This window comes from Francisella uliginis (assembly GCF_001895265.1).
GTDB classification, from domain to species: Bacteria; Pseudomonadota; Gammaproteobacteria; order Francisellales; family Francisellaceae; genus Francisella; species Francisella uliginis.
Window position 1 is genome coordinate 1,559,304 of the sequence record NZ_CP016796.1, and the last position, 15,034, is coordinate 1,574,337.

Below are 15,034 nucleotides of genomic sequence, written 5' to 3' on the forward strand. Positions count from 1 at the left end.
TTAAACAGAGCCAAATAACTCTGGTTCCAACCTTGTGTCTATAGTCATTGAAGTATCCATTCCTTCAAACTGAATATGAGGTATTACATTTATCTTGCATGAATACCAGCCTGGCTTACCAGGAATATTCTTAACTTCAATAGAAACATTTCTAAATGGATATCTTGCCATTTCTAAAGGAGTTGGCTGATATACAGTTGTTACAAATCCTGATATCCAATCAGATAAAATACTTTGAATTTGCTCTGCTCCAACAACACTTCCTATCTTATCTCTAATAACACATTTTATATAATGAGAAATTCTCGATATACACATAGTATATGATAGATTTGCTATCAATCTTGAATTTGCCGAATCAAAATCATCAACAAATTCTTCAACTTTTTTTGCTGAATTTATACTAAAGAAACAAGCGTTATTTGTACCTTTCTCACCAACAAATGGTATCAAGCCAACATTAGCCAAAGAAAGCTCCATATAGTCAGCGAATAAGACATTTAAAGGAGGTTTAGTTTCTAAAACTCCTTTATTATCATAAACACATGAAACTAAGTTGCGAACATATCCTCCACTCTCTACGCCTCTAATATATTGAAACCATCTTGTCTTATCATAAGATCTCATCATATTTTTAATTAGCTGAATAGATGATGGTCCCCACAAATAACTTTTATTATCTTCATAATCAACAAATTCATTAAAGCCTTCCATAAGCTTATACTGAACAGGATTATTCTCAGGGTTATATGGTTGACGCAACATAAAATCACCTACTGTCAAACCAATATATGCTGCAACATCAAGATTTCTAAAATCATTCCATTCTTTATATTTAGGATGCTCTAAGAGAGTCTCAAAACTCTTTATCTGAGTAATCTCAGAAAGATCATCAACTCCAAAGAATGACTTATCTATAGAGGCAATAAATGGCGCATGTGAATTTTTAGCTACCATACCCATTCCTGTTAACCAAATAATGTCATTAGTAGTATTCTCAAAATCATAAAGACCTAATATACCACCATATGGTTCACCACCATATTGATCAAATTCAGCAACATATACTTTCTTAAAAAAGTCACTACTTGATATATCATAGAGATTTCTTTCAAAATCATATTGTAACTCTTCTTTTTTAACATCAAGAATACTTACTTCAACGTTATCATAATCTTCCTGACAAACCTCCTGAACTTTTAGCCACTCTTGTTCTAAAGCTTTAAATTCATCATTTGAAATTATTGAATTTACTTGCAAATCTATTAATTTATCAATAACCGTGATAACTTTTTGAATATATTTTTGATTATAATTACTTATATCATTGTTATTTGCTAACACTAGAGATAAAGCCATAAGATTTCTAGCATTATAGTCACCTGATAGAGACAGTACCTTAGAGGCATCATCAGATACATTAAAATCTATATTTTTAAGAACTCCCTCAACTTCTGTTGATCCTCCAAAGCTATTTAAAAGTTCTTCTGTAAGGTTTGTTTTATTTTCTGACATAAAAAATCCTCTTATTTTATTTATTGTCTGCTTCTTCTGAATCGCTAGGTTCACTAGAGTAAGCATCAACTGTATCACTAGAGTCTTTTATAGAATAATTTGCCAATGCAGGAATCTTCTTTTTCAAAGCCTCTAACTCTTGTTCATTAGAAAAAATCATGTCAATTACTTTTTTTAGATTTCTATTGTTCTCAATATCTTTAGCAAAAGAGGCAAGTATTTCTTTCATTTCTAGCAGAGCTCTAATTTCTGGAACTTTTTTTGCCACTGCATCTGGTCTGAAATCTTTAATACTCTGTATTTTATAATCAACTTTGAGATTACTAGGATCCTTAGATACAAAATTTGGAGCTTCAAAATCAAAAGATATATTCATGTCATCCAATGTTCTATCAACACCATTTTTTATTCTTCTGACCTGTCTATCTGCAAATTCTTTTTTTGCATCATCAGACCTTCCCTTTGATAAATCTCCAACTACCAAAACTCTATATGGTAATTCTTTCTTTTTAAGAACACCATCTACTTGAGTCTCATAATTTATCATTAGCCTTGAATTTGGAATTTTATTTTTCGCCATTCTATCTCCTTTTTTTTAAGATCCCTAATAGCAACATACATCAATAAAAAAAATAAAACAATAGGTTTTTATACTTATACCCAAACTATTGGTCTATATATTCTATTTAAATCATCAATAGAGTATCCCTTTGCAGGAACAGTTGCCAACACACTAAAGCCCTGAGAACTCCTAATTTCTTCATGTTCGAAACCAAGATTTAAAGCAACTTTAGCTTCAACTATATTTTTTATCTTTTTAACATATTCATCTTTACTGAGATTACTATACGAGTATAAATTCTCATTATCTTTAGTAATATCAACAGATACATCATTAGATATTGGATCATATGCTAAACCAATATTAAAGCCAGTTTTATCTGTATTTGTAGAGTTTTCTTGCTTCAAAATCCTAAAGCCTCTAAATTGTCTTTCTAGATTATGTTCATCAAGAGAAATAATATTGTTATAAATACTCTGTAAGACAGCCTCAGTATTAGCAGCTCTATCAATGCTTGTAAACTCGTTTACTTTGCCATCGCTACTTCTTACAGGAGTACTTTTTATACCAAGCTTCATTTCATTGCCTTCCTTAAAAAATTCAGAAGAATAACCAAAGGTTGACTCAAATACTATGCCTGTTACTCCACTTTTTTCTACGGTATAACAAATATCTTTTAACAGATCTTTATTATTATTAACCAAAGTAAAGAAAGCACTAGTTGGAATACAAATTGAAGCACATAATCTTTGGACTTCGACAAAACTATCCATAAAATTTAACATGTTTACTAAAGCAGACAATAATTCGCAATCTTCACTTACTTTTTGCCTAAAGAGTTTATAAGGCTCACATAACGATCTTAAGATTTGTTTAACCATATTTAGATGGCTTTCTGAGACATCATGAGATCCAACTCTTCCGTTTCTACTTTTAGCCATTCTTCTTAGCAACAAATAAAAACCTCTTACTAACCTATCTAGAGATTTTATAATCTTACATAGTTTAACTACAGTTTCTGAAGATGAATTATCTTCCTCTATTGAGAAGTTTATAATTAGGCCTGTAAAATATGCATACTCTTGAGAAAGCTCAAAATCAAATCCAGGTAACCTCTCTTTTAACCATCCAGTAAAGCTAAAACTACTACTAGAAAAAGCTCTCTTAAAAGACGAACTACTTTTCCATTTAGCGTCCTTATTTAATAAAACTAAGTTATCTAGCAATTTTTTCTGACATTCCATCATTGGAGATATAAAGGATTTTATAAAGTCAGCTTCATCATCTACCATCATAAACTCCATATATCTTTGGATTGCTAGCTTAACAAAATATTCCTCAAATGTTATTTTATACTTATTCTTTTTAGCCGAAAAACTTGATAGCTCATCTAATGGGGACACACCAACTCTTGAAACTCTTGAATCCAATGAATACATTCTATTAAAGCCAGCTAAACTAACTGTTGATCCTAAAGAAACAGATGAAGCATTTTCATTTTCTGATATAACATCACCTATCCTTTTATCACAAAGCACATTAATAGATGTATAGCTAATATTTGATTCTGGGCTTATTACAGTAACAGTATTTTCTAAATTTTCTATAAACTCTTTTGTTTTATTTGCATTTTCTTTCGTGCTTAGGAAATCCTTTGCTTCATCTTTCTTTGACTCATTAGTCATCATATTACAAAGATTGAATAATATAGATAAGTCACTACTATCATCAAATTCAACTATATTTATTGTTGACATCTGATCTTTAAATTCTTCTTTCTTCAAGGTTTGAGAGTAATTAACTAAAGTATCTTGAACGTAAAATGAATCAGGATCATTAAATATTTTAGCTTTATCAAAACTTGGATTATACTGTTGATAGCTAGTTGAAAGAACAGATTCTGCAGCTTTCTTTTTTATATCTATAGAAGCAATATCTTTAAATTTAGATTTAAGCTCATTAAGATCAGCCCCAGCACTACCCGATAAACCTGCTAAAGATGAGTTTTGTGATAAAACATTAAGGATATCATTTGTATCAACATTTGTCAGACCACCCCCTTTAAGCTTATAGACCTCATTCAGAGAATCTATTATTGAATCAAAAGTGCTACCTTTATCATATATACCAGACAATGTGTCTTGCATGCTGTTAAAAGCACTTGTTCCGCTTGACTTAGCAAAGTTAAAGTCTTCCTGAGCAGCATTTGCTGCACTCTCCATTAACGAGCCTGCTTTATCTTTTGCATAATTACCAAAATCAACATAATCTTTTGTTAAATCTTTAGCTGCAGAAAGTCCCTGATTTTTCAAATCCAGACTATCACCAGTAAATAATCTTTGTGCAGAATCTTCTAAAATTCCTGATTTATATGATATTGCTCCTTTTAACTCATGTCTTTTAGACATAGAGTGTCCCATGCCTGACTTTATATTATATGAACCTTCAGTCTGATTTAAATCTAACATTTTTGTAGTCATTGGTATACATATCCTCATAGTCCTTAACTTAGAGGCTGACTGCTTAGAATATAGACCAAATCTTGCCTTAATTTCCATATCACTAAATTCAGATAAGTTTGGTATTTTAAAAGGAGATTTAAAACTTTCACTAACATTTTTTTTGATAACAGAATCAACTTGATTCCTAAACTTATTTACAGATCCTTTAGCATCTGAAAAACCTATTAAATCATCAGCTAATATTTTTCCTTTTATTTCCCCCGAAAGAAGATCAAAACTTGCGGTATTAGTTGAGGTTTTAATCTGAATTAAAGGGTTTTCATAGTCTTTAGAGCTAGTTCCAAGAACCATTAAACCATCACCATCTTTATCAGCACCTAAACTTTGTTTTTCATAATTACTTTTTGAGTATCCTGATAAAGCGCTCCTACCAAAATATATTTGTTCTATTTCTGGATATGTATACTCTCTTATTAAATCAAGTCCATCTCTAGTTTTAGGAACTAGATATCTATAAGAACCTTCTGGTGTATTTAAGACAAAACCTAAATCATTTAAAAGCTTATAATCTTCCTTAAACCTTGGAGTATAAACAAAGCTTTTTGCCTCTCTAGATCCTTTAGCTGTAACTACTTTAAGGTTAATATTTCCTCTAAAGTTATCCAACAGCTCTAAAGACTTAGAGTCTGTAAAGTTCAATTTATTTGTGCTTGCACTAATATCAACATCATAGCTAAATAAAGATGAAGATGCTTTTCCACTCATTCTCAAGTAAAGAGGAATAAATGATTTAACTTCTCGACTACCACTAGCATAAACAGGAAGATTGGACCATAGATTTATACATGAACTCCCAGCGAAACTCTTCTCTCCTGCAGCTGCAAGACTAGCAGCTGCAGATGCATTTTTAGTATTAACTGATGCTGTTAGTTTTGCATTAAATTTAAACTTTGGCAGTGAAGTTAACTGAGCTATATTACCCCCACCCAACATCTGATTAACACTAGACTTTATGAAAAAATTATATACTTCAGTATCAGTAATACTACTCCAAAGTTTAACTCTATTAGGATCTTTATAAAAAGCAAAATCTCTATCTTTTATTCTTGTAAGAATGCTTTTCTGCTTATGAGAATCTTTTAAAAACTTTTCAAAATATTTTTTTCTCTCTACTGCGTAAGTATTAGCCATGACATCTATCATTTTGAGTTTTTGAGCTACAATTATCTCATCCTCAAAAAACATATGTCTTTCAACATCATTATAAAACCATGCTTTTATAAAATCAAAAAAGCCTCCATTTACTTTTTCTTTTTTTAAATCATCAGTATCATACAACAAATCATTGATATCTTCAGCCATATACTCACCTTTAATCCCTTAATACTAAATCCATTCTGACATAAACTTATTTTTTTAAAAAGTTTTTTTTAAATAACAATTAAATAAATATCATTTACTTAAAATAATTTACTTGTCCAAGTATAACTTTCTCTTTTGCGCCTGTCGCTGCAGGTATATTATTATAGTTTTTATTAAAAGTTTCATTCCCTAATACAGCAAATGCTATAGCTTCTTTTGCATCACTATTCTCACCAACATCTTCAAATGTTAGTACATCTATATCTAATAGCTCTGCTATAGACTCTATTAGAAACTTATTATAAGCCCCTCCCCCTGTAAAGATTATCTGATCTAGATTATGTTTACTCAAAACAAAATTTTTGTATGCTCTAGAAATAGTTTCAGCAGTAAATATAGTTAATGTATGTACGATATCCTCAGAAGAATTTCCTTTATATTTTTCGATAATAAAATCTGTATATTCAATCCCAAACAGTTCTCTACCTGTAGATTTTGGAGGTTCTTGTTTCAAATATGGATTTTCTAAAAGCTCCTGTAACATATTTGAAATAAGTTTACCGTTTTTAGCAATATCGCCATTTTCATCATAGCTTTTAGCAAATAAAACCTCTACTGCTCTATTTATCATCATATTCCCTGGCCCAGTATCAAAAGCATAAACATCTTCAATATTAGCATTTTTGGGAATAATTGTTGTATTAGCAATCCCTCCTATATTATGTAAGGCTCGTGACTTATTTTTATCTCGATATAAAATATAATCAACGTACGGCACTAATGGCGCACCATCACCTCCTGCGGCTATATCTGCTGCACGAAAATTTGATACTACTGTTGTTTGACACTCATAAGCAATTGTCGCAGCATCGCCTAACTGCAATGAAGACTTAATAAAGTCACCTTCACATACTGCTTGATGATAGATTGTCTGACCATGGTTAGCTATAAACTCTATATCTTTTAATTTCAGATCTGCTGACTTAACTAACTCTTTTACTGCATTGGCATATTCTTTACCGAGCTTAAAGTTAAGGCTACATAAAAGTTGGGCATTACTTTTTGATAAATCTAAAGATTGCTTAATATCCTTTAATACATCTATTGAGTATGGATATGTCTCAAATTTAATCAATTTGATATCAGTATCTAATCCATACCCTTTAATTTTACACAAAGCCACATCAATACCATCTAAAGATGTTCCTGACATTATTCCTATACAGTATTTATAATCATCCATATAAAATCTTCCATATTCAAAATACTTACTAAATAAATTACATCCTAAAAAAGCTTTAAACTCAATCCTTAAACTTGTTTAGACATATAAGTTTGTTTATTCTTAAATAACAAATAACTATTTTTTATATAGTCATGAAGTATTTTCAACTAAAACTCTCTCTTTTTCTTATATTCTTTATTAGTGCCATTTTATTAAATAGCGTTGGTATAGTTATACTACAATCTGTTACTCATTATCATGTCACAGATGTTCAAGCAAGTATTCTTGAAGCATGTAAAGATCTAACTATAGCTGTAGTCTCTTTCGCTGTATGTTCCTTTATCCCAAGGTTTGGTTATAAAAATGCTATGCTTACAGGACTCGCAATAATTACTATAGGTTGCATTGCAATGGCAACCTTAAACAGTTTTTTGATTACTAAAATACTATTTGTATTAATCGGTGTAGCTTTTGCACTAATTAAAGTCTCTGTATACTCGACTGTTGGTTTAATTACTGATGATTCAAAAGCACATGCCAGTCTTATGAGCTTATTAGAAGGTGTCTTTCAAATAGGTGTAGTATTATGCTTTTTTATATTTAGTATATTTATACATTTTGGCAATTGGCTTGGTACATACTGGCTAATTATAGCTTTATGTATAATTGCATTTTTACTACTGCTATTTACAAAACTTGATGAGTCAGCTGTTCAAATATCTCGAGGCTCTAACTTTTTAGCAGATACCTTGAGCATGCTAAAGCTTATAAAACTGCCAATAGTTATGCTATTTATTATTAGTGTCTTTTTCTATGTATTTATTGAACAAGGTGTTCAATCGTGGCTACCAACATTCAATACCAGAGTTCTTCATTTATCTGCCTCTACTAGTGTGTTTATGGCAAGTGTATTTGCCTTGAGTATAGCTGCTGGCCGAATCACTTTTGGTTTTATTATGAAGAAAGTTGACTGGAAAAAGGTTATCCTTTTAGGTCTAATTTGCTGTGCAATACTAATAGTATTTACACTACAATTATCTAAGTTAATCAACCCTAAAGAAACAGATACTTTTATTGCTGTAGTTATATCATTGCTTTTCCCTATGATTGGCTTTTTCATGGCACCAATATATCCAACTTTATGCTCTAGTATTCTTAGTAGCCAACCAGAAAAGCTTCAAAGTGCCATGGCCGGTTTGATAATTATATTTTCTGCCTTAGGTGGTACTATCGGCTCAAGAATAATTAGTGAAATATTTGCTCATTTTGGTGGCGTTACAGCATTTTACTGTGTATTGATACCTATAGCTCTTTTAGTATTATTAATCCCTCCATATGCAAAACTTCATAGGAATAAATAGCATGTCAAATAAACCTCTAATCCAACTATCTGGCGACCTTTTTGAAGCAGTTCAACTAAAACCTTGTTTTGATGATTCTAAATATTTTGTCGATATGACACCTAAAAAATCTCCTGATGAAATATTAAAAGAATATGAGAACTTAAAAAACTCAAAAGATTTTGATCTTAAAGCATTTATTGAAGATAACTTTTATCCTCCTGTATCAGAAAAAATTTTTGATAGTAATCAAAAAATATCACTATCACAATATATTAAACAAATGTGGAGTTTTTTACATCAATCTTCTGATCAGCAAAACTCTTTAAGCTCTCTTATATCACTACCAAAACCTTATATAATCCCAGGAGGTAGATTTAGAGAGGTTTATTATTGGGATTGTTATTTTACTTGTGAAGGTCTACGTGAAGATGATGAGATCGAAATGATTAAGGATATCGCCGATAACTTTGCATACCTTATAGATACTGTGGGATTTGTGCCAAATGCCAATCGAAAATATTATCTAACTCGCTCTCAGCCACCATTGTTCTATTTAATTGTAAATATCTTATATCAAGAGCTAGGTATTTCTGCAATTAATAAATACTTAACACCTCTAGAAAAAGAATATTCATTTTGGATGAATACTCAGCGAAATGTAAATGGTTTAAATAGATATTGGGATGACTCTGCAACACCAAGGCCAGAATCATATAGAGAAGATATTGAGCATGCAGAAAACATCAATGATAAACCAAAATTCTATCGTAATATTCGTGCTGCTTGCGAATCTGGCTGGGATTTCTCTAGTCGCTGGTTTGCCAAAGAAGATGATTTTAATACTATTCAAACAACAGATATTTTACCTGTGGATTTAAATAGTTATTTATATGGACTTGAGCACCTACTTGGAAAATGGTTTTTAGAAATTTCAAATCAAGAAAAGGCTAATAAATATTTTAAATTATCAGAAAAAAGAAAAGAACTTGTCCAAAATAGATTTTGGGATAATGATAAAGGATTCTTTTATGATTTAAATCATACTACCAACAACCTTACAACCATATCAAGCTTAGCGGGAGTAACTCCATTATTTTTAAATATAGCAACAAAAGAACAAGCTCAACAAGTAGCTAATATCATAGAGAATCAATTTCTTACAGAGCATGGACTTATCACAACTGTTACACATACATCACAACAATGGGACTCTCCAAATGGCTGGGCTCCTTTACATTTTGAAGCTGTTATAGGCTTAAGAAATTATGGCTTTGATAAACTTGCTGAAATAATAGCTAAAAGATTTGTAAACACTGTTAATCAGAAGTTTAATGAGACTGGCAAGATTCGTGAAAAATATGATGTTATAGATCCAAAAACAAATGCAGGTGGTGGTGAGTATATTGTTCAAGATGGTTTTGGTTGGACAAATGGAGTAACTACAAGCTTTATCAAAATGTATAATATAAAGATATAAATTAACTTATAAAATAAAAATTAAAGACTGTTTACTAAAAAAATTATCAAACTTTTCGAAATAATTTTTATAAGCCAAATAAAATAAGCCTTCTACTCAGCTTGTCCAACTTAATTTTATAAAAATAATAAGCCTGTTAATTTAATGACTTGCAGTCGTTCCCGCGAAGGTGGGAATCTCTTAAATAGCTCGGAGATCCCCGTGTCAAGCACGAGGATGACAATGATTTTTTGTAGAATCTTCTTATTTATAAAGCCAAATTATGATTAAATCAACTGTGTTATAAATATAAGCTGTATTTTATATATAAATTTGGAAAAATATTTAAAGAAAAATTTAGAAAGATATTTTATTTGATAATTGGATCTAATTCACCAGCTTCATATTTTTGGAACATTGTTTCAAGTGAGATAGGCTTAATCTTACTAGCCATACCAGCACTTCCAAATGCTTCATATCTAGCCTGACAAATTTCTGACATTGCTGCTTTTGCAACTGCATTATATTTACGTGGATCAAATTCTGCAGGATTCTCAGCCATAAATCTTCTAACTGCACCTGTAGCAGCCATACGCAAATCTGTATCAATATTTACTTTACGTACACCATATTTGATAGCTTCAACGATTTCCTCTACAGGTACACCATAAGTTTCACCCATAGCACCACCATAGTTATTAATCACTTCTAACCAATCTTGTGGTACAGATGATGAACCGTGCATTACCAAATGAGTATCAGGAATTCTTGCATGAATTTCTTTTACTCTCTTGATAGATAAAACATCACCTGTAGGTGGCTTAGTAAACTTATAAGCACCATGTGAAGTACCAATAGCGATAGCTAAAGCATCTACTTTAGTTTTTCTAACAAAATCAGCAGCTTCTTCAGGATCTGTTAATAGTTGATCCATAGACAAAGTGCCTTCAGCACCAACACCATCTTCTTCACCAGCTTGACCTGTTTCTAATGATCCAAGACAGCCTAACTCACCTTCAACAGATACACCACAAGCATGAGCCATATCAGAAACTGTCTTTGTAACATTTACATTATACTCATAATCAGAAGGAGTTTTACCATCTGATTTTAAAGAACCATCCATCATTACAGATGAGAAACCTAACTGAATAGATCTTTGGCAAACTGATGGAGACGTACCATGATCCTGATGCATACATACAGGAATATGTGGATACTCTTCTATCGCAGCTAAAACTAAATGCCTAATAAATGGCGCACCCGCATATTTTCTAGCACCTGCAGATCCTTGTAAAATAACAGGTGAATTTACTCTGTCTGCAGCTTCCATAACAGCTCTAACCTGCTCTAGGTTATTTACATTAAAAGCTGGCAGTCCGTACCCATGCTCTGCAGCATGATCTAACAATTGTCTTAGTGAAACTAAAGCCATGTTTTATCTCCTTATCTTACTTGACCTGCAACTACTACTTTAATTTTATTTGTACTTCCATGCACACCCATGCTATCGCCACTAGTTAGAACAAAAACATCACCATCCTTAGCTAGTTTTCTACTTTCTAATTCCATAGATGCTGATCTATTTACATATAGTTTAGACATTCTAGTTGAATCAAAAAATATTGGTACCACACCTCTAAATAGAGTCATAGCCCCAAGTGTTGTAGCATTACGTGATAACGCATAAATTGGTAAATCACTATTTATACGTGACATCCAGCGAGAAGTGTTACCACCTTCCGTTAAGACTATCAGACCTTTCGCACTGATTTCATTAGCAATCTTTACAGCAGCTACTGATACAGCTTGATCAACACGATCACAACTACCAATCTTAGGTTTTTTAACCATATGACTATACTTACTATGCTCTGCAGAATTACATATACGTGACATTGCTTCAATAGTTTCTACAGGATATTTACCTACAGCAGTTTCAGCTGAAAGCATCACAGCATCGGTACCATCAAATACAGCATTTGCAACATCTGAGGCCTCTGCACGTGTTGGTGAAGAATTTTCAATCATTGACTCCATCATTTGTGTAGCTGTAATAGAACCTTTTTCATTCTGACGCGCTGTTGTGATTATCAGCTTCTGCGCAGCAGGAACATTCTCATCACCAATCTCTACTGCTAAATCACCACGCGCTACCATTACAAGATCAGAAGCATCAACGATTCCTTTTAGATTATCTTCTAAAATTGCTTCTGCTCTTTCAATCTTAGCAACCATCGCAGGCTTCCAGCCAGCTTCATTTACAAGTTGACGTGCATATTCCATATCTTTACCATCTCTGACAAATGATACGGCTAAGAAGTCTACTTGTAACATTGCTGCTATTTTAATATCTTCCTTATCTTTATCTGTAAGAGCAGGTGCCGTTAGTCCACCACCTTTTTTATTGATTCCTTTATTATTAGAAACTTTACCACCTACTACAACTTTAGTAACAGCTTTGTTTCCTTTTACAGAGTCAACTTCTAAAACGATCTTACCATCATCAACTAATAAAATGTCGCCTTTTTTTACATCTTGTATTAGCTCTTTATAATCAATGCTCACAGAATTCTCATCGCCATCTTCAAGACCCAGGTCCGCATCAAGAGTAAATTTCTGTCCTTTTTTTATCTCTACAGAACCTTTCTTAAATTTTGATAATCTAATTTTGGGACCTTGCAAATCAGCTAAAATACCAACATAAGTATCTTGTTCTTTTGCTATTTGACGAATCAAATCTACTCTTTTACGGTGATCTTCTGCAGAACCATGCGAAAAATTACATCTTACTGCATTAACGCCTGCTTTAATCATTTCTGTCAAAGCTTCTCTAGATTCACTTGCTGGACCAAGAGTGGCTAAGATTTTTGTTCTTCTCATATAATAAACCTTTACGTTACTTTTTTGCCTTTTGTATCAGCATCTCTACCGCAGGCAATTTCTTACCTTCTAAAAGCTCTAAAAATGCTCCACCAGCCGTAGATATATAGGAGACTTTATTCGTTATATCAAACTTCTCTATCGCAGCAATTGTATCACCGCCACCAGCGACTGAAAAAGCATCTGAGTCTGCTATAGCTAATGATAGAGCTTTAGTGCCTTCTGCAAAGTTATCAAATTCAAAAACTCCTACAGGACCATTCCAAAGAATAGTATTTGCTTGCTTTAAGCATTCTGTTATATATTCTTCTGACTTAGGACCAATATCTAAAATCATGTCATCATGAGCAATATCATGCACATCTTTTATTACAGCCTCAGCATTTTCATCAAATTTCTTGGCTACCCTAACATCTCTTGGTATTGGAATGATAATACCTTTTAAATTAGCTTCTGCTATAATTTCTTTAGCTTCAATAACAAGATCTTCCTCATATAATGAAGCACCAACATCATAACCTTGAGCTTTTAAAAAAGTATTTGCAATACCTCCGCCAACTACTAAGATCTTTACCTTTTTTAGTAAATTATGTAAAACCATTAGCTTAGTAGATACCTTAGAACCTCCAACTATAGCAGCCATTGGTTCTTTAGGAGCTTTGAGAACTTTTTCTAAAGCACTAATCTCTTTAGCTAAAAGCAACCCTGCACATGCTACCGGAATAAATTCAGCAACGCCATAGGTTGATGCTTGTGCTCTATGCGCCGTAGCAAAAGCATCCATAACAAAAACATCACCAAGACTTGCTATCTTTTGAGAGAGCTCTTCATTAGATTTTTTCTCACCTTTATTAAAGCGGACGTTATCACACATAACGATTTCACCAGCTTCAACATCAACACCTTTTAGCCAATCTTTAGCAAATTTAACTGGCTTATTAATAATTCCAGATAATGCTTCTGCTACAGGCTCTAATGAAAACTGAGGATCATATTCACCTTCAGTAGGACGACCAAGATGAGACATTAAAATAACAGCCCCACCTTTATCTAAAATATATTGAATTGTTGGGATCGCGGCCTCTATTCTAACTTTACTTGTAACTTTGCCATTTTTGACAGGTACATTAAAGTCTACTCGAACAAGAACTCTTTTACCCTTTAAATCAACATCTCTTAAAGTTAGAAAATTCATAACTTACTCCAGATTTATAAAGCTCCAAAATATTCTACGACTCTAACCATTTGGTTTGTATAAGACATTTCATTATCATACCAAGATACAATTTTAACCAATGACTTATCACCAAGTGAAGTAACTTTAGTTTGAGTAGCATCAAATAATGAACCTTCTGAAATACCTATAATATCGCTTGACACTAGCTCTTCTTCAGTATAACCAAATGAATCATTAGCAGCGGCTTTCATTGCAGCATTAACATCCTCTGCAGTAATATTTTTAGATACTACAGCAACAAGCTCAGTTAAAGAACCAGTAGGTACAGGAACACGTTGTGCAGCACCATCTAGCTTACCAGCTAACTCTGGAATAACTAAGCCAATAGCTTTAGCTGCACCAGTTGAATTAGGCACGATATTTGCAGCAGCAGCTCTTGCACGACGAAAATCATTTTTTGCGTGAGGAGCATCTAAAGTATTTTGATCACCTGTATAAGCATGGATAGTAGTCATGAAACCACTTTCAATTGTAGCTAAATCATGTAAACCTTTAGCCATAGGAGCTAAACAGTTAGTTGTACAAGATGCAGCAGATATGATTTTCTCATCAGAGTTTAATATATCATGGTTAACACCAAATACTACTGTTGGTAGATCATTTCCAGCAGGAGCAGAAATAACTACTTTTTTAGCACCAGCATCTATATGAGCTTGTGATTTTGCTTTTGACACATAAAAACCTGTACACTCTAGTACAACATCTACATTTAACTCACCCCATGGTAAGTTAGCTGCATCTTTCTCTGCATATATTTTAATTTCTTTACCATCTACAACTATAGAATCTTCTTTTGCTGATGTCACAGCCGCTTTTGAGAATCTACCTTGAGCAGAATCATACTTTAATAAATGTGCTAACATTTTTGGATTTGTTAAATCATTAATCGCAACAATTTCAATTCCGTCCTTATCAAACATTTGACGAAAAGCTAAACGACCAATTCTACCGAAACCATTAATTGCAACTCTCATATTAATCTCCTTAAG

At 32.5% G+C, this 15,034-nt stretch carries 10 protein-coding genes; 2 read left to right on the plus strand and 8 right to left on the minus strand.

From position 1 onward, the window contains the following. The 4 genes from tssC to anmK form a co-directional block, all read right to left on the minus strand. Positions 1 to 1,515: a type VI secretion system contractile sheath large subunit gene (gene tssC, locus F7310_RS07300; RefSeq protein ID WP_072712867.1), complete on the minus strand. Its 1,515-nt coding sequence runs from the start codon at positions 1,513 to 1,515 to the stop codon at positions 1 to 3. Between the two features lie 16 nt (positions 1,516 to 1,531). Further along, positions 1,532 to 2,095, minus strand: a complete 564-nt coding sequence (gene tssB, locus F7310_RS07305) for a type VI secretion system contractile sheath small subunit (protein WP_072712869.1) — start codon at positions 2,093 to 2,095, stop codon at positions 1,532 to 1,534. 74 nt (positions 2,096 to 2,169) lie between these two features. After that, positions 2,170 to 5,901 carry a Pathogenicity determinant protein D gene (locus F7310_RS07310; protein WP_072712870.1) on the minus strand — a complete coding sequence of 1,244 codons (3,732 nt, stop codon included), beginning with the start codon at positions 5,899 to 5,901 and terminating at the stop codon, positions 2,170 to 2,172. Between the two features lie 94 nt (positions 5,902 to 5,995). After that, a complete protein-coding gene (gene anmK / locus F7310_RS07315) occupies positions 5,996 to 7,144 on the minus strand; it encodes an anhydro-N-acetylmuramic acid kinase AnmK (RefSeq protein ID WP_072712872.1) in 1,149 nt (382 codons plus the stop codon). A 134-nt stretch (positions 7,145 to 7,278) separates the two neighbouring features. Here anmK and F7310_RS07320 point away from each other — a divergent pair, with 134 nt between their 5' ends. Together F7310_RS07320 and F7310_RS07325 are read left to right on the plus strand one after the other, a co-directional pair. Continuing rightward, a complete protein-coding gene (locus F7310_RS07320; protein ID WP_072712873.1) occupies positions 7,279 to 8,487 on the plus strand; it encodes an MFS transporter in 1,209 nt (402 codons plus the stop codon). Between the two features lies 1 nt (position 8,488). Continuing rightward, a complete protein-coding gene (locus tag F7310_RS07325) occupies positions 8,489 to 9,946 on the plus strand; it encodes a trehalase family glycosidase (RefSeq protein WP_072712875.1) in 1,458 nt (485 codons plus the stop codon). A 349-nt stretch (positions 9,947 to 10,295) separates the two neighbouring features. On the opposite strand, the gene fba is transcribed toward F7310_RS07325, so the two are convergent. Genes fba through gap form a run of 4 tightly spaced genes read right to left on the minus strand, consistent with a single transcriptional unit; the run spans position 10,296 to position 15,019 of the window. Further along, positions 10,296 to 11,360: a class II fructose-bisphosphate aldolase gene (gene fba / locus F7310_RS07330; protein WP_072712876.1), complete on the minus strand. Its 1,065-nt coding sequence runs from the start codon at positions 11,358 to 11,360 to the stop codon at positions 10,296 to 10,298. A gap of 11 nt (positions 11,361 to 11,371) precedes the next feature. After that, the gene (pyk, locus tag F7310_RS07335; protein ID WP_072712877.1) at positions 11,372 to 12,808 is read right to left on the minus strand and encodes a pyruvate kinase; all 1,437 of its coding nucleotides are present in this window, start codon (positions 12,806 to 12,808) and stop codon (positions 11,372 to 11,374) included. A gap of 16 nt (positions 12,809 to 12,824) precedes the next feature. Then, positions 12,825 to 14,003: a phosphoglycerate kinase gene (locus tag F7310_RS07340; RefSeq protein WP_072712879.1), complete on the minus strand. Its 1,179-nt coding sequence runs from the start codon at positions 14,001 to 14,003 to the stop codon at positions 12,825 to 12,827. 14 nt (positions 14,004 to 14,017) lie between these two features. Beyond that, complete coding sequence (gene gap, locus F7310_RS07345; RefSeq protein ID WP_072712880.1) at positions 14,018 to 15,019, minus strand: type I glyceraldehyde-3-phosphate dehydrogenase; 1,002 nt, start codon at positions 15,017 to 15,019, stop codon at positions 14,018 to 14,020. Positions 15,020 to 15,034 lie beyond the last annotated feature (15 nt).